The organism is Peptoniphilus sp. BV3C26 (assembly GCF_000478985.1).
Taxonomy (GTDB): Bacteria; Bacillota; Clostridia; order Tissierellales; family Peptoniphilaceae; genus Peptoniphilus_B; species Peptoniphilus_B koenoeneniae.
On record NZ_AWXB01000039.1, the window covers coordinates 66,134 to 82,016 of the forward strand.

Sequence of the window (15,883 nt, forward strand, 5' to 3'; positions counted from 1 at the left end):
TTCTTTAAACAATTTGTAAGCCTTAGGATATGTTATAATAGTTCCAACGGAGGTATTTATGAAAAGAAAATTTATAGCTTTAATATTAATTTCCCTTATGCTTTTAACAGCTTGCGGAAAAAATAAAAAAACTCAAACTGTACAACCTGATGAAAGTTCAAAAATTCCCACCAGTGGAGAAGTTTCCACTCAAAATGTAAATGGGGAAGAAAATACGGAAGGCACATTACAAAATGAACCTACAGCAAAAACTTTTGACAGAGATTTGGTTAAAAAGTTATGTGAAGACTCAAGTTACATTTCTCGTGTGAAAATCGGAGAAGCAACGGAAGGTGCCAATGAAATTTCCTTTGTAGTAGATTATAAGGGAGATCTTTCAAATATAAAGATGACAGCTCCTAAAAGCCTCACCCCTGGAAAAGAGTATCTGATTTTTTATAAGGATGACGAAAATGGAAAAGTTGTGCCTACAAAAGCAGAAGACTCTTATGTAGAAATTGCAAGCACAAATGATTCCACTTTAAGCTATGTAGAAAACAGGTATAAAAGACAGGAAAGAAAAAATTTGCCTGAGGAAAAAACTCAAAACTCTGAAAAAAATAATGGCAAGTTAAATAAGGATGATAAAACTTCCAATAAGTCAGGTGGAGATAATTAAAATGAAAAAAACAATAAAAAAATTAAGTATTCTACTTTTAGCCCTTTTAATTTTTGTTCCTTCAAACTTATTTGCAGCAAAGGATATATCTATTTATCTTGACGGCTATAAGATAGAAACAGACGTTAAACCCTTTATAAGTTCTTCAAGGACTTTTGTTCCCATAAGATTTATTTCTGAAAAAATCGGCTGCAAAGTTGATTGGAATCAAGAAAAACAAATGGTTACAATTTCAAAAGATAATAACAATATAAAGTTAACTATAGGAAAAAAAGATGTTCTTATAAATGATAAGGAAAATGTTAAAAATGACGTTGCTCCTTTAATTAAAAATTCAAGGACCTTTGTTCCTTTAAGATTTATTACAGAATATTTTGATCTTGAAACTAAATGGAACTCAAAGGAATATAGGATTGATTTAGTTTCAAAAGATGAAAACAAAAATCTTTCTGAAAATGAAAAAGTCTATGTTTCAAGTGTTAAAGATTTGGAAAATAAATTAAAAACATCCTATGATGATTTAAAAAGCTACTTCTTTGAAAATGCCGATAAATATTCAAACGAAGAACTTAAAAAAATTTATGATGGTAAGATTCAAGAGATAAACGGAATTATTGAAAAAATAAAAGCTTTAGCTCCGCCAGAAAAATTTAAATCTTCCCATGATTTTTTAGTAAAAAGTCTTGATTATTTAAAGAGCGTTCTTGCAAGTCTTAAGGATGGATTTTTAAATTCTAATTCAGATTCAACTAAAGAAAGTTTAAAAAATTTAACGGATTTTTCCATTAAAATAAATGAACACTTAAAAGCTCTTCAAGCAAACATTGATGGCCTAGAGTACATTCCTGACAAGGCAATAGAGCTTTACAACAAGGTTAAAGAAAATAATCCTATTAATGACAAAACTTTAAATAACCTTTGGAATCAAATAGGAAAATAAAAAAAGGACAAGGATTTTAATTCCTTGTCTTTTTTATTTCTCTTTTATGAAAAAAAAATAACTTTAATTTTTAATCATTAAGAGTTTTATTTATAACATCTATTATGTGTTTACATTTTATTAATTTTTTATCTTCTTTTTCAAGTTTTATATCAGGAATATAAATTTTATCAAAGCCCATTCTAAGGGCTTCATTTATTCTTATATCTATGGAGGGGCAGGCTTTTAATTCTCCTGTTAAACCTAAGTCTCCTATAAAGATTGATCCTGCCTTTATGGGAATATCTTTTAAGCTCGAGTATATGCTCATTAGAATTGCAAGATTACTTGCTCCTTCTCTTAGATTTATGCCCCCTCTTGTTTTTACAACTACATTTTTATCAAACATGGATAGGCCTGCTCTTTGTTCCAGAATGGATATTATTGTAAAAAGTTGTTCTTTTCTTAAAGATTCACTTATTCTTGTGGGATAGGGCATAAAGGATTTACTTACTAAAGCTTCTATTTCAAGGATGATAGGTCTTGTCCCTTCTCTTACTACACAAAGGGCTGAGCCTGCCTGCTCTTCTCCTTTTTTTCTTTCAGTCATAAAATATTTTGAAGGATTGTCTATGGACTGAAGACCCTTGGAAGTCATTTTGAAAAATCCCATTTCCCCCGTTGAGCCATATCTATTTTTTGTTGTGGATAGAATTCTTAATTCTTCATAAGAATCTCCCGTTAAGTATAAAACTGTATCCACTGCATGTTCAAGACTTCTTACTCCCGCTAGTTCGTCTTCTTTTGTCATTTGACCTACTATAAATATCGCTCTTGGTCTTTTATAGTTTTTACTTAAAGACATAAGCTCATAAGTACATTCCATTATTTGAGTGGGAGAACCTGGTCTATTTGTAAGTCTTCCTAAAGTAAAAGTTTGTATTGAATCTATAATAAGTATATCTATATCTAATTCTTCTGCTTCTTCTATAACCTTATCAAGGGAATTTGTGGAAATTACCCAGAGCCTATCTGATACTCTTCCGTCAATTCTAAGAGCCCTTGCTTTTATTTGAGTGGAAGATTCTTCTCCCGATGCATATAAAATCTTTTTTCCTTTTTCCGCCAAAATATTTGAAATTTGTAAAAGAAGGGTGGATTTTCCACTTCCCGGTTTTGCAGTTAAAATGGTGAGGGAATCTTTTAAGATTCCTCCACCCATTACTCTGTCAAATTCACTTAAACCTGTTAAGATTCTTCTGTCATCTTTTAATTCAACATCTTTTAAAAGCTTAGCTGGACTTTGACCGCCTAGGCTTTTTTTTAGATTTTTATGCTCTTTTTCTTCAATGCTTTCTTCTAAACTTCCCCAAGCTCCGCATTCAGGGCATTTACCTAAAAATCCTGGAGAAGTGTAACCGCACTTATTACACTTGTACATTTTCTTTTTCCTTATTTTTTGTTGAAATTTTTCTTAAAACAAGTTTTTCATTTTGAATATAAGCTGTTATACCTGAGCCCTTTTGAACTTCTCCACTTAATATTTTATCTGCCAGGGCATCTTCAATGTTAGTTCTTATAGCTCTTGCAAGAGGTCTTGCCCCATATTCTTTATCAAAGCCCTTTTTGCTTATATATTTTACAACATCATCTGAAAATTTAATGTCTATATCCATTTCCCTTATTCTTAAAGCAAGGTCTTTTAACATATTTTCAACTATTTGTTCAACTTCTTTTTCTCCTAATTCCTTAAAGACTATTATATCGTCAACCCTGTTTAAAAATTCAGGTCTGAAATTATTTTTAAGTTCAGTAAAAATAATTTCTTTCATATTTTCATATTCAGTCTTTTTTTGGTCTTCCAAATCAATAGAAAAACCCATTTGAGATTTTTTCTTTAATAAATTTGCTCCAGCATTAGAAGTCATAACAATTACAGTGTCTTTAAAATTTACAGTCCTTCCTTGAGAATCAGTTAATCTTCCTTCATCAAGTATTTGAAGTAAAATGTTAAAAACATCAGGATGGGCCTTTTCTATTTCGTCAAACAAAATTACACTATAGGGTTTTGTCCTTACAGTTTCAGTAAGTTGTCCTCCTTCATCGTAACCTACATATCCTGGAGGTGAACCTATAAGTTTTGATACGGTATGTTTTTCCATATACTCACTCATATCTATTCTTATCATATTTTCAGCCTTGCCAAATAAACTTTCTGCAAGGGTCTTAGCCAAATAGGTTTTACCCACTCCTGTAGGCCCTACGAAAATAAATGACCCTATAGGTCTATTTGGATCTTTTAAACCGATTCTCGCTCTTTTAACGGCCTTAGAGAGGCTATCTACAGCTTGGTCCTGTCCCTTAACTTTTTCTTTTAATTCTTCATTTAAATTTTTAAGTTTTGTTTTTTCTTCTGAATTAAGTTTTGTTATGGGAACTCCCGACCAATCAGAAACAATTTTTGCTATATCTTCAAAGCCTACAAGAGGTTTTTCATTACTCTCTTCAAATTCCTCTTTTTTTATTCTAAGGTCATCTTGTAATTTTCTCTGTTTATCCCTTAAACTTGCTGCAAGTTCAAAATCTTGATTGGAAATAGCCTTTTCTTTTTCCTCTTCAACATCTCTTAATTTTTTTTCATATTCAACTTGAAAATCTGGAACTTTAAAAGAACCTATTCTAAGTTTTGAAGCAGCTTCATCAATAATATCTATTGCCTTGTCTGGTAAGAATCTATCATTTAAATATCTCTGAGAAAGTTTAACAGCAGCTTCTATGGCCTCTTTAGAAATTATAAGTCCATGATGCTTTTCGTAATTTTCCTTTAAACCATCTATTATTTTTATTGAATCTTCTATTGTTGGCTCACTTACATTTATAGGCATAAGCCTTCTTTCAAAAGCTGTGTCTTTTTCAATATGTTTTCTATATTCACTTGTTGTAGTTGCCCCTATTATTTGAAGATCTCCCCTGGTTAGGGCAGGTTTTAAAATATTTGAAGCATCCATAGCGCCTTCTGCAGCTCCTGCTCCTATAAGAACATGGATTTCATCAATAAATAAAATTACATCTTCATCGGCACTTGCTTGGTCTATTACACTTTTTAATCTCTCTTCAAAATCTCCCCTATATTTTGCTCCAGCTATAAGGGCGGAAACATCGAGGGTTAAGATTTTTTTACTTTTAATAAATTCAGGCACTTGTCCTAAAATAATTCTTTGTGCAAGACCTTCAACTATGGCTGTCTTTCCAACACCAGGTTCTCCAATAAGAACAGGATTATTTTTTTTACGCCTTAAAAGAACTTGAATAATTCTTTCTATTTCTTCATTTCTTCCAATAACAGGATCTATCTTTCCCTTTTGAGCTCTTTCATTTAAATTTATTGTCCACTGGGAAAGACCCTTTTCGCCGTCCTCTTCAAGATCGGAATTTCTCTTTTCTGCCATAGCTTTAAAAATGGATCTTTCCAAATTTTCAGAGCTTATTCCCAAACTTCTTAAAACAAGTATGGCAATTCCCTGACCCTCTCTTAAAATTCCAAGAAGAAGATGTTCCGTTGAAACTTCTTTACTCTTAGTTTGTTTTGCCGCCTCAAAGGCAAGCTCTATTATTCTCTTAGTTCGGGGTGTATATCCTAAATTATCCATGCCTTGGTTGTTGCCCCTGGAAATAAGGCTGTCAATTTTTTCTTTTACTTTCTCATAATTTATGCCAATGCCCTTTAAAATTTTAGAACCTAAACCATTTTCTTCTTTAATAATTCCAAGAAGAATATGTTCACTACCTATATAGGCATGGCCGCTTAACCTTGCTTCATTTTGTGCAATTATAAGTGCTTTCTGTCCAGACTCCGACCATTTTATATACATGTCCATCAAAAAACCTCCTTCATAATACGTCTGATTTTGTTGGCACGTAAAATATCCCTGGACTTCTTTTCAATAATTGCTCCTCTTTCTATTTGCAAAGCTCCGTCAGTTAAAGTCTTGGCTAATTCATAAATATCTATTTGATCCTTTGCCTTTATGATACTTAAATCTATACCTAAGGCTATATTTGAAAAATTATTTATCATTTCTTCCTCAGAAATAATCCTTGCATTTCTCAAAATACCATAAGACCTGTTTACCAAATCCTCAAGATTAATTATTTCGTCCATATAAAATTTTTTACGTTTTTCTCTTTCCATATCTTCTATTTCAAGAGCCAGAGAAGAAATTTTGTCAATTAAATAATCTTCTCCAATTCCTATAGTTTTTTCATTAGTTAAAACAAAAATATCCTTACTTTCTTTTCCACTTTTCTCCATTCTGTCAAGGCTAAAACCCATTCTTAAAAGAGAACGACTTAAAGAATCCATGCCATAATAATTAAGAGCAGGAATACTCATTAAAACTCCAAGTTCAAGACCTGTGCCTAAAAGTTGGGGTTGACTTGTTAAATAGCCGAACTCTCCATCAAAAGCATATTTTAAATTTTCACTTATAAAATCATCTATACCATTTATCTTTTCCCACATCTCTTTTAAATGTAATCCTCTTAGAGAGTCTGTGATAACAAGATGATCTTCCTCCATTAAAAAAATATCAGGAGAATTTTTCCTTGACTCCAGAGAAGAAATCTCTCTATTTTCCATAAGCATAGGACTTGTTGAAATACTGTCCAAAAATTTTAATCTCTCAAGAGAAGTCATGCGAGAAATTTCTTGTCTTTCATAGCCCTTTAAATTTAAAAGGTCATGAATTTTTAAAGAAAGCTCTTCAGCTTCTGTAGATGAAATTCTGGGAACAAAAGGAAAACCGCTTATATTCCTGTGCAATCTTATCCCGGAAACAATAATCATTTTTTCCCCCTCAAAGCCTTAATCTCATCTCTAATTTTTGCAGCCTCCTCATAGTTTTCAAGAGAAACTGCCATATTTAATTTGTCATTTAAATCCATTTCATGACGTCTTAACTTTAAATCTTCGGAAATATTAATAGGCATCTTGCCCTTATGAGTCCAGGAATTTTGAAGATTCTTAAGAAATCTTTCCACATCAGGTCTAAATTCATCATAGCAAGATTCACAACCAACACAAGTTTCCTCCATAACTTGACCTAAAGTTGAACCGCAGTTTCTGCACTCTTTTATTTCCATTTGGTCCTCACTGCCGCCTCTAAACTTAAATATATCTTGTAAAAATCCCTTTACCCTATCATTCATAAAAACATTGAAAAAGCCCTCGCCTTTTAATTTTTTTTCAGCACATTGAGAACAGAGATGAATTTCACTTATATCTTCTCCCACAATCTTTGTAAAAGAAATTACAGCTTCATTTTTTTTACAATTATCGCAAATCATAATTTGCCTCCTAAAATAAACAAAACAATATTTTTTAAAATATCAGCTCTTATAGTATTTCTGTCTTCCACATGAGAACCTAAAGCCCTATCACTTATAGCCGCCATAATAATATGAGCCTCCCTTTGTGTAAGCTTTCCGGCATTTAAAAGAGAATTAATAAGTTCTTCAGCCTTGTCCCTTGTAATTGAATCTCCAATTTCATCTATAAATACATTTCTTGCAAGCTCAGCATTTGGAAACCTTACCTTAGTAATCCTAATAAAGCCTCCGCCTCCACGCCTCGACTCAACATAATATCCCTTGTATGGAGTAAAACGAGTAGTTAAAACATAATTTATTTGGCTTGGAGCGCAGTCAAACCTCTCTGCTAAAAGAGATCTTTGAATTTCAAGACTTCCCTCCGCTTCCTTTAACATTGCAAGTAAAAAATCTTCTATTGAATTTGAAATTTTTGCCATAATATCACCTTTGACCATCTTTGCCTTTTCAGACAAAAAAAATATTTCTTTAGATTATGATAACATGAACCAATTCTTCTGTAAAGAATTTTTTGACCTTCTTTGATGTTTTATTAAAAATTAAAGTAAAAATAATTTTTTTATGCTTTACGTATAGCATTTTGTTTTTATTAAAAAAGTTGTAAGTTTTTCTACTTACAACTTTTATTTTTATATGTTTAATATTTTTTGTGCGTTTTTATAAAAAATTTTATTATATATTTCTTTTGTTATTTCTTTTTCTTCTAAGAGTTTATTTAAATAATCCATTAGGGGAAAATATTGGTCTTTTTGGTATATGTCTGTTCCAAACATGAGTCTATCTTGAAATTCTTTTATAAATTTTATTCCAAATTCTTTATCTCGCATAAGGGCATTGCCGCCACTGTTTGCTGATAAGTCAAAGTAGAGATTTTTATATTTTCTTAATTTTCTCTCATTATTCTTAGTGTTTCTTTAAATTCTTTTGTCTTTGTTGCTTCTTCTAGTAGGATTTTTATTTCTTCATCTGTTAGTTCTTCTGAATTTTCTATAAGGCTTTCTAAGATTGCTCCTCTTGTTATTAGTCTATGAGTTCTTTCTTTTCTTCTTTTTATTATGTCTTGTTTTAATATCTTTTTTTCTTGATTTTTTAGTTGCCTTAATCTCTGTTCTGTATCGTCTATTTTATCTTTTATTTCTTTTGACTCTTGTCTTATTTGATCTAATTTTTTCATATTTATCTCCTTTCTTGTAATAAAAAAGACGATGAAGATATCTTCTCCCCGTCTTTAAGTTTCTCTCTCGACTTAAATGTTAACTTTAAAATGTTTGTATTCTCCTTTAAAACACATACTAAAACCTCTGCTATGCTATTATTTAAAAAACAAAAACGAATAATCTATCAGAATGAAATCATTTATCATCTAATAAACAGTTAAAATATTAAATAAAGCCACCCAACACTCTTGTTATGCTATTAAATCCAAAACAAAATGGATGCCACCTGCAAAATATAGGCTAACATCCATGTAATAATAATTATTTAAATATTGTGTCCAGTCTTATGGGTGCACATCAATCTTAGGCACTAACCTTTTAATCTTTCTATTTATCTTTTATCTATATAGTCTGCCCTTTCTTTTTCAAAAATTCCGCTTTCATATAAATCGTCGATGAGGTCTGCTTGAGGAAATCTAATTGTTGTAACTTCTTGATTTTCATAAAGGCTTATTTCTTTTTTCTCATTAAAAAGAACTCTTCCTTCAATTTTTCCTCTTTTTATAAAATCCAACCAATCTTTTTGAATTAAATCTCTGGCCTTTTTATTTTCCTCGCTGATTTCTATATTCATCTTGTCCAAATTTCCAAAGAAAAAGGCAAGCTCAGCCCCATGATAAGCCCCTCTTAAACCATCATAAAGATTTGGCACTTCATTTAATCTGTAGCCATAGACAGGGCATTTCTTTGAAAAATTTTCCATCAAATACAAGGCGCTGGAGTGAAAGATATTAAGTTCCATTATTTGTATTTGCAGATCTATATGGTCCTTAGATAGGGGCTTAAAGCTTTCTTCCAACCTTTCAGCATATTTTCCATATTTTTTCTTTATAGTATTTTTCAAATCTTTTTCTTTTTTTGCAATTCCTAAAAATTTGTAATAAATAGGAATTTCAATCATGGAAAATTCATCCTGGTTGCTGCCAATCAAAATAGGTTTTCTGGAAAATCAAGGCCCTGTATGACTTGTAAGGGATCTTTTGTAAAAAATTTCCCGTCCAAGACATCATTTTGTCCCTTTCTTATCTTCATAAACTTTTCTTTGGGCATCTTTTTTAATTCTTCTCGAGAGTTTATTTTATTATCCTTTAACATTTGATAGTAGGTCTTTTTTGCCTGATCAAGGCTTTTTAGCATGGGAAGATTGCCGCAGCAAATTATAAGCTTATCGAATAATTTATTGGATATAGGATTCAAATAATGATAAAGGGCTGCAAGTCCTCCACCGCAGTGGCCCATCAGAGTAATATTTTCTTCATCCCCACCAAAATAACCTATATTTTTTCTTATCCACTCAAGGGCCTTTTGCTGATCAAAATAAGTGAGATTTGCAGAAAAATCTTCACCCTCCCAAGTTGGCATATAGCCAAAGTTTCCTATCCTATATGTTATAGAAACTGCAACAAGGCCTTTTTTTGCAAGATTTTTCATAGTGTACATAGGAACAGTTCCTGAACCCTCTCCGCCACCGTGGATAAAAACCAAAACCGGCTTCTTTTCTTCAAAACCACCAGTCCAAATATTTACTACAAAGGCATCTTCAGTCTTTTGGTCCTTGATTGGCAAAAATTCAGGTCGTAACATAAAATGTTTTAAAAATACATTCATAAAAAGGGGGTAAGATTTTTGAGGAAAGGCAAAGGTTCCTTCCCTATTTATAAATTTTTCCTTATAGTCATAGTCTTGAATTAATGTCGGATATTCAAATCTTTCTGCCCTAGCATAGTTTATGCTTAAAATTGAATATACACCTGAATCCTCATCCTTTTGTCCATAAAGCTTTCCAATTTTTGTATCTATTATCACTTGTCTTTCTCCTCCTTTAGTTTATTAAATTGAAGTTTCTTTCGCTTATATTTCCCTCTAACCTATCTCCATATAACTGTTCATGGCTTCTATCTATTTCTGATAATTGGTTCTTTTTAAGCTACAGCCCCTTTAAACAAATAGCCAGTAAGTTGAATTGAATATTACAAGTTATGAATTTTTAGTTAAACCAAAACGGTCAATAAATATGCCAAAATTAAGCTCACGAAAAAGAAGATTATAACTTTTGTGATCTGACTTTTCCCATTAAAACCAAAATTATCATAACCCTTAGCACCAACCGTCTCTGGGTAAACTTTAGTCGGCAATTTTAACTTGGTAAGCATGAGATAATCAAAAAAGATAATATCAAAAAGCTTATATCCTTCAAATAGTATTAAAAATCTAACAAAGGCTTGCTGAAAAGTTAAACTAAATTTTACTGTATCAACAATTGCCCAGACTAGGACGGCTGCAATGGTTAGCAATCCAAGTACCATGATAAGTCCGCCGAATATATTGACCCAAATCGGTTTATCTGGCAACTTACTCATCATAACTTTGATATCATCAGGTGCGCCGAAATGCTTCGAGCCAAATTTCGGTATAATAAGTATAAAATTCACCATCATAATTGATGCTGTTAAGCAAATGATTGTTAACATACCAAGTGTTTTCATCAATTTAGTTTGTCTCCTCTCTTAAGATATAAATCATTGTGCAATTAAAATCTTATGTCTTTTGAAATATCTTCTATATTTCTATAATGATTTTCTATTTCTTCTTGCTTCTTTCTTTTTAATTGTTCTTCTCTTCTTCTATATTTTTTTTCTTCTTCATTTGTTTTCTCTACACACAAGATTAGGGTATCTCTATGATATTTTTGTACCTCTTCGATTGTTGTTCCATCTAAAATAATTCTATCTGAATCAACTCTGGCTATTCCAGGTCTATGCATTGATGTAAAGCTTGGTGGGTAATCCCAGTTTCTTAAAAATAATTCAGACCATGTGTCAGTTGGTTTGCTAGATAATCTAAAAGGGACACTATACAAAGCAGAGCCTCTTGTTCCATCATTTTTTGGCAAGGTAACTTCATTTGTTATAATGCCTACGATTTTTATATCCTCTCCCTCAATTGTTATCGGTTCATATTCATCAACATAATATGGTCTTATACCTACTTTAGGTTTCTTTTTAACTTTAAATATCGATGCAATAAGATCCTTATATGATTCTTCATTAAATGGATTACCTCTTAAATCTATTGCAAGTTTTCCGTTTAGGTAAGTAGGTAAAGCTGTATTGAAATCTCCTTGTCTGATGATTGGAATAAACTTCCTATCATTGTGATTATTGTAGAGTTCCGCAGATATTATATGACTTTCATAACCTACACCTTTTTCTCTATTATTAGCTTTCCTTTTATACTCTTCAGTGCATATTATAATTACATAATCACTATCTCTTATCGAGCTTTCCATAAATTTTGGAAGTCTATCCCCTGGACTTACATCATAACTATCTATTATAGCTTCAATACCATCTGATAATAATTTATCTGCTAAAGATTTAACCCAATCTGAGTGTTCTTTACTTTCCCATGAATATGATATAAATACTTTTGGAACGTTACTTTCTGTCATTCAACACCTCATTAAAATATATCTTCTAGTCTTTTCCAATTTTCATTATTCATTTCTTCTGTGTAGTTTGTATTGTTAATATAAAGTCTTGTATCTTTATCTCTAACAAACCCCCAATTTATTTTACGTCTATCTGCATAATCCTTAAAAGCATAGAATTTATTTTCGATTTGCTTATCAATATTTTTACTTTTTCCTTTTGACTCTCCACCTTTAGTTTCAATTATCCATACTTCTCCATTTTTCTTTTTGATTACATAGTCTGGATAAAAAAGATATTCTTTGCTTAGATTATTACCGTAAATAACTGATAGATATTGTTGCCCTGTATCTCCATTTTTATAGTACCAATCTACATCATCTCTACTTTCAAGATAGTTTTCTAAGAGTTGTTCTGAAGTCGATCTAAATTGAGATGTTGTCATAGATGTGTTGTATTCTTTATAAGCATTTTTCTCATACTCGACTACTTCTGTTTCATACGGAAGATACTTATAAAAATCTTCTAATGGCAATTTCCATTTTTCAGTTTTCTTATCCAAGATTTGCATTTGTCTTTCATTAGAAATTGCAGCTAAATCTAAAAAGTCATCTCTGAGTTTATAAGCGTTATTTATCATAAAAGCGTACCACTCACGATTCGAAAGATTTAACAACTTCTTGCTTGATGGTATATTTTTATGGAAAAGATGTTGAAGAATTGCTCTCATTTTGTTAGATGGCACACCAGTGACTTTTTTAATCATATCAACTGCGTGCAAACAATCAATTCCATGATCGTGAGTTGATACTTCATAGGCTATTTCTCTATTTTCGCCTTGCTTTTCATCAACTATATCTTTGAGTTTTATAAACTTACCAGTTCTAAAGGTAGATATAACTTTTGTTCCCATTATAAAACCATAAGACTCTAATAATTTTTCATTGTCCTTTTTAATGTTGGTTAGTTTATATTTTTCTTTGAAATAGTCATAAGCTCTATCTCTAACCAATACTTCATCTACAAACTGATAGTCTTTATTTCTATATTCTTTTACAAGTTCAAAATCTTTACACTTGTCTTTTAAAAATAACCTCTTAACTTCATAGGCATTTCCACCTTGTATAACAGATTCTTTGTACTTTTCATCGAATGTATAGAGGAAGCAAAAATCTAATAAGTCATTGTCATAGTGCCTTGCTCTTGGCATTCTCCTTATGCGTCCTATTGTTTGCGTTTCAAAGGTTTCCGTCATGTTTTCACGAAGTTTTACAAGTATCTTTGCTCTCGGACAATCCCAACCAGTTGATATGGCTTGTTTCATAATCAAGAAGTTTGATTTTGAGTCTTCATCTGTAACATCAAGTGTATTTATTTTCTCATCACTTAACCATTTAGCAAGCATTTTATTTTTATAGGTGTAACCCATATTTGTTAGGTGTTCTTCTACAAAAGTAACTAAGGACTCACTCATATCTGGAAATTGTATAATGACTAAAGGATTTATCTTTTCTCCTATTTTCTCATACTCAGCTTTAATTTCTTTTCTCTTTTCATCGGCTTTTTGTATTAGATAAATAGTTTCACTTTCAAGGTCGTCCATCTCGTCTGCTTCAATACCAGGATTGATGTAAAGTGCCTTTGTTATAAGACCAGAATTTATTACCTCTTCTTCTGGTATTTCATAAAATTCTGCCATTGGGTTTTTGACAGTTGTTGCCGATACTCTTATTTCTCTATCAGAATTAAGGGCATATAGTATATCATCTGCTTTTGAGGTGTTGTTCAAATGCTCCTCGTCAATAATTGTTATAAAAGAAAGTTGTTCCCTATGTGCTTCTGCAATTCTTTCAAAAAGATTTTTCTTTTCACTATCTTTAAGTGCATTATTCTTTTTATTAGTTATCATTTCCCAGTTTATAAAATAGGTATAGCCACCCTTGAAACCTTGCAGAAGAGCATCGTGTATATTAGCAGATTTTGCATGAGGAATAAACTCGTCCATTTTATCTTTTGATTGTTCCTCTAAATCTCCCTTGCCTGGAGTAAGCCAGATAAATACCTTATTAGGGTCCTGCCATAGAAGATAGTCATAGATATAAGAGAGTAGAATTATTGTTTTTCCAGACCCAGTCGGACTTTTTACAATAATTTTTCTTTTTGCATTTGGATCTGTCGTTTTATCCAAAAGATAATTTTTGGCATCCGTTTGAAAATCAAATAAATCTAACATCATAATTCCTTCACCTCTCTTAATTCTTCTGTAAAATAATAATCCGGGATAGTAACAACTTCAAGTTTTCTTTCCTCGATACTATCCTTGATTTCATTAGTAAGCAATATGAATGATGGGATATACAAAACACCACTTTTTTTCATTTCATAAAGTGCTATATTTAAATCTTCATCAGATAAAATGATTCTTCTACTATTCCCATCAATCTCACACATATTTTCAAGCTCGACCATTTCTTTGATATAATCAAGAAGTTTAGAAGATAAAATTTCTTCATCTTCTGAAAGTTTTGGTATAAATTCTGTTTTATAGTATTTAAGGTTATGAGGAAGTTCTTTTTGTATATTCTTCATTCGTTTATAAGTTATTTTTTCGCAAATATTGTTTTCATTGTTAGTACAAAGAATATATTTTCTATTTCCACCATCTTCTTTATTAAGCTGCATAACTGCTTGCCCAGTTGTTCCACTCCCAGCAAAATAGTCTATTATATTAGCATTTTTCTTATTGAACGTACCAAGATTAATTAAATATTTTACTAAAGATAAAGGCTTTGTAGTATCAAATACTTTTTTGTTGTCAAACAACTCTTTTATTTCTTTAGTTCCATTTGCTGAAGTACCTAATGTTTCAGGCAAAATTGAACTTACAGCCGTTTTTGTAATATTTCCTCCAGGTATTATTCGCTTTACTTTTTCTACGTCACTTATTATAAGTTCTTCATCTATAAGCTCTTGTATCCCGTCATATCCTCTACGCCATCTTCCATACCTAGAATCGATAATCGGCAAAAATGATTCCCAATTTTCTTTTTTATATTTTTCAATTAAAGAATTTAAATATAAGTCATTAAACTCTTTATTTTCATTATCGTATAAGTTTTGCAACTCCTCTTTAGTTGGTAAACACCATTTGTTGTCTAGATTATTAAAAAATATTGGGAAAAACATTGTTGGTCTATCTTCCCTATATATAGCTTGTCCCCACTGCCTTAATTGTTCTGTCTTCTCAGTATCACTAACCCTAATTTCCATATAAAAATTTGCTTCGGGTTTATTTTTTGCATAACAAAGAATAGACTCATGCTCAATAGAAATTAAGGCTGTAGTTCCACCTTTTCCAGAACGTGCTTTCCAGATAAATTCTCCCAAGAAATTATCTTCACCAAAAATTTCGTCACCAAGAATTTTTAATTGATGGACTTCATTTTCATCAATATTAATAAATATTATCCCATCATCAGATAATAAATTCTTAGCATAATCTAGCCTTTTTCCCATAAAAGATAGCCATTTAGAATGTCTAAACCCATCATCAAGACCTACCCTATTATCATCATATACAAATTCCTTATTCTTTGTATTGTAAGGTGGATCAATATAGATAACATCAATATTACCCTTGTGAGTCTTATCTAGTAATTTTAGAGAATGTAGATTATCCCCCTCTAAGAGAAAATTGAAATCGGTGGTATTATCTCTAACTATCTTTTTATCTTCTATCTCTTTAAAAACTGGTATGTTATGAACAAGTTGTTTGTCTACTTCTTCTTCGTGTTCTTCCCAAACTAATCCATATTTTTTCTCAGTTAAGGCTGTTTCAATCTTGCTAAGTGCAATCCTACTTTCATCATCTGTGTGAATTTCTTTTAGATGATTTAGGTATTCAAGCATTTCAGCTCTTCTGATTTGTGATAGGTTGCCCAATTTTATTCCACCTCATTTCTATGAATTTCTATAACATCTTCAATTCTGCAATCCAATGCCAAGCAAATCTTTTCTAATGACTCTAAGTTCACATAAGAATTTTTGCTCATTCTTGAAACTATGTTGCTTGTTATGTTTGCAGCTCTTTTTAAGTCTTCTTTGTTCATTTCTCTTTCTACCAATAAGTGCCATAATGGTTTATAAGAAATTGCCATATTAATACCCCATATCCGTTTTATTGTTAAGATATATTATATCGTAAATAGGCTGATAAGTCACTTTAGCCTATTTTATACTTGTGCTTGCGTTAGTATTTATTGAGATAGTC

15 protein-coding genes and 1 pseudogene are annotated in these 15,883 nt (G+C 31.3%); 2 read left to right on the top strand and 14 right to left on the bottom strand.

Annotation, left to right across the window (positions count from 1 at the left end; translation table 11 throughout):
* The first annotated feature begins 58 nt into the window (after positions 1-58).
* The gene (locus tag HMPREF1253_RS03515; protein ID WP_023055380.1) at positions 59-658 is read left to right on the top strand and encodes a hypothetical protein; all 600 of its coding nucleotides are present in this window, start codon (positions 59-61) and stop codon (positions 656-658) included.
* A 1-nt stretch (position 659) separates the two neighbouring features.
* The gene (locus HMPREF1253_RS03520; protein ID WP_023055324.1) at positions 660-1,598 is read left to right on the top strand and encodes a copper amine oxidase N-terminal domain-containing protein; all 939 of its coding nucleotides are present in this window, start codon (positions 660-662) and stop codon (positions 1,596-1,598) included.
* Positions 1,599-1,668: 70 nt separating this feature from the next.
* Here the strand turns inward: HMPREF1253_RS03520 and radA are convergent, their stop codons facing one another.
* From radA to HMPREF1253_RS03585, 14 genes and pseudogenes are all read right to left on the bottom strand, one after another.
* Entirely contained in the window at positions 1,669-3,018 is a 1,350-nt protein-coding gene (gene radA / locus HMPREF1253_RS03525) for a DNA repair protein RadA (protein WP_023055327.1), read from the bottom strand.
* Positions 3,005-5,455: an ATP-dependent Clp protease ATP-binding subunit gene (locus HMPREF1253_RS03530; RefSeq protein WP_023055435.1), complete on the bottom strand. Its 2,451-nt coding sequence runs from the start codon at positions 5,453-5,455 to the stop codon at positions 3,005-3,007. The genes radA and HMPREF1253_RS03530 overlap by 14 nt, the downstream gene beginning before the upstream one ends.
* Positions 5,455-6,423, bottom strand: a complete 969-nt coding sequence (locus HMPREF1253_RS03535; protein WP_023055439.1) for an ATP--guanido phosphotransferase — start codon at positions 6,421-6,423, stop codon at positions 5,455-5,457. The genes HMPREF1253_RS03530 and HMPREF1253_RS03535 overlap by 1 nt, the downstream gene beginning before the upstream one ends.
* On the bottom strand, positions 6,420-6,923 hold the full coding sequence (locus HMPREF1253_RS03540) for a UvrB/UvrC motif-containing protein (RefSeq protein ID WP_023055363.1): 504 nt from the start codon (positions 6,921-6,923) through the stop codon (positions 6,420-6,422). The genes HMPREF1253_RS03535 and HMPREF1253_RS03540 overlap by 4 nt, the downstream gene beginning before the upstream one ends.
* Positions 6,920-7,384, bottom strand: coding sequence for a CtsR family transcriptional regulator (locus HMPREF1253_RS03545; RefSeq protein WP_023055314.1), 465 nt, complete (start codon positions 7,382-7,384; stop codon positions 6,920-6,922). Before HMPREF1253_RS03545 ends, HMPREF1253_RS03540 begins: the two co-directional genes overlap by 4 nt.
* Positions 7,385-7,594: 210 nt before the next feature.
* Positions 7,595-7,795 (bottom strand): annotated as a pseudogene (locus HMPREF1253_RS03550) (hypothetical protein); the annotation flags it as partial.
* Between the two features lie 53 nt (positions 7,796-7,848).
* On the bottom strand, positions 7,849-8,139 hold the full coding sequence (locus tag HMPREF1253_RS03555) for a DUF3847 domain-containing protein (protein ID WP_023055416.1): 291 nt from the start codon (positions 8,137-8,139) through the stop codon (positions 7,849-7,851).
* 374 nt (positions 8,140-8,513) lie between these two features.
* The gene (locus tag HMPREF1253_RS10265; RefSeq protein WP_023055431.1) at positions 8,514-9,083 is read right to left on the bottom strand and encodes a carboxylesterase family protein; all 570 of its coding nucleotides are present in this window, start codon (positions 9,081-9,083) and stop codon (positions 8,514-8,516) included.
* 26 nt (positions 9,084-9,109) lie between these two features.
* Positions 9,110-9,988, bottom strand: coding sequence for a carboxylesterase family protein (locus tag HMPREF1253_RS10270; protein ID WP_023055374.1), 879 nt, complete (start codon positions 9,986-9,988; stop codon positions 9,110-9,112).
* A 185-nt stretch (positions 9,989-10,173) separates the two neighbouring features.
* Positions 10,174-10,668, bottom strand: coding sequence for a hypothetical protein (locus tag HMPREF1253_RS03565; RefSeq protein ID WP_036739347.1), 495 nt, complete (start codon positions 10,666-10,668; stop codon positions 10,174-10,176).
* A gap of 44 nt (positions 10,669-10,712) precedes the next feature.
* Positions 10,713-11,633, bottom strand: a complete 921-nt coding sequence (locus HMPREF1253_RS03570; RefSeq protein ID WP_023055316.1) for a toll/interleukin-1 receptor domain-containing protein — start codon at positions 11,631-11,633, stop codon at positions 10,713-10,715.
* 11 nt (positions 11,634-11,644) lie between these two features.
* Positions 11,645-13,849, bottom strand: coding sequence for a DEAD/DEAH box helicase (locus HMPREF1253_RS03575; protein ID WP_081696577.1), 2,205 nt, complete (start codon positions 13,847-13,849; stop codon positions 11,645-11,647).
* Positions 13,846-15,555 (bottom strand): site-specific DNA-methyltransferase, encoded by a 1,710-nt coding sequence (locus tag HMPREF1253_RS03580; protein ID WP_023055364.1) that lies wholly within the window; start codon positions 15,553-15,555, stop codon positions 13,846-13,848. The genes HMPREF1253_RS03575 and HMPREF1253_RS03580 overlap by 4 nt, the downstream gene beginning before the upstream one ends.
* 2 nt (positions 15,556-15,557) lie before the next feature.
* Positions 15,558-15,770, bottom strand: a complete 213-nt coding sequence (locus HMPREF1253_RS03585) for a helix-turn-helix transcriptional regulator (RefSeq protein WP_008902116.1) — start codon at positions 15,768-15,770, stop codon at positions 15,558-15,560.
* Positions 15,771-15,883 lie beyond the last annotated feature (113 nt).

What these genes read in the sequence shown, in the direction of transcription:
- HMPREF1253_RS03515 (WP_023055380.1), top strand. Translation starts at nt 59, where the DNA reads ATGAAAAGAAAATTTATAGCTTTAATATTAATTTCCCTTATGCTTTTA.
- HMPREF1253_RS03520 (WP_023055324.1), top strand. Translation starts at nt 660, where the DNA reads ATGAAAAAAACAATAAAAAAATTAAGTATTCTACTTTTAGCCCTTTTA.
- radA (WP_023055327.1), bottom strand. Translation starts at nt 3,018, where the DNA reads ATGTACAAGTGTAATAAGTGCGGTTACACTTCTCCAGGATTTTTAGGT.
- HMPREF1253_RS03530 (WP_023055435.1), bottom strand. Translation starts at nt 5,455, where the DNA reads ATGGACATGTATATAAAATGGTCGGAGTCTGGACAGAAAGCACTTATA.
- HMPREF1253_RS03535 (WP_023055439.1), bottom strand. Translation starts at nt 6,423, where the DNA reads ATGATTATTGTTTCCGGGATAAGATTGCACAGGAATATAAGCGGTTTT.
- HMPREF1253_RS03540 (WP_023055363.1), bottom strand. Translation starts at nt 6,923, where the DNA reads ATGATTTGCGATAATTGTAAAAAAAATGAAGCTGTAATTTCTTTTACA.
- HMPREF1253_RS03545 (WP_023055314.1), bottom strand. Translation starts at nt 7,384, where the DNA reads ATGGCAAAAATTTCAAATTCAATAGAAGATTTTTTACTTGCAATGTTA.
- HMPREF1253_RS03555 (WP_023055416.1), bottom strand. Translation starts at nt 8,139, where the DNA reads ATGAAAAAATTAGATCAAATAAGACAAGAGTCAAAAGAAATAAAAGAT.
- HMPREF1253_RS10265 (WP_023055431.1), bottom strand. Translation starts at nt 9,083, where the DNA reads ATGATTGAAATTCCTATTTATTACAAATTTTTAGGAATTGCAAAAAAA.
- HMPREF1253_RS03565 (WP_036739347.1), bottom strand. Translation starts at nt 10,668, where the DNA reads ATGAAAACACTTGGTATGTTAACAATCATTTGCTTAACAGCATCAATT.
- HMPREF1253_RS03570 (WP_023055316.1), bottom strand. Translation starts at nt 11,633, where the DNA reads ATGACAGAAAGTAACGTTCCAAAAGTATTTATATCATATTCATGGGAA.
- HMPREF1253_RS03575 (WP_081696577.1), bottom strand. Translation starts at nt 13,849, where the DNA reads ATGATGTTAGATTTATTTGATTTTCAAACGGATGCCAAAAATTATCTT.
- HMPREF1253_RS03585 (WP_008902116.1), bottom strand. Translation starts at nt 15,770, where the DNA reads ATGGCAATTTCTTATAAACCATTATGGCACTTATTGGTAGAAAGAGAA.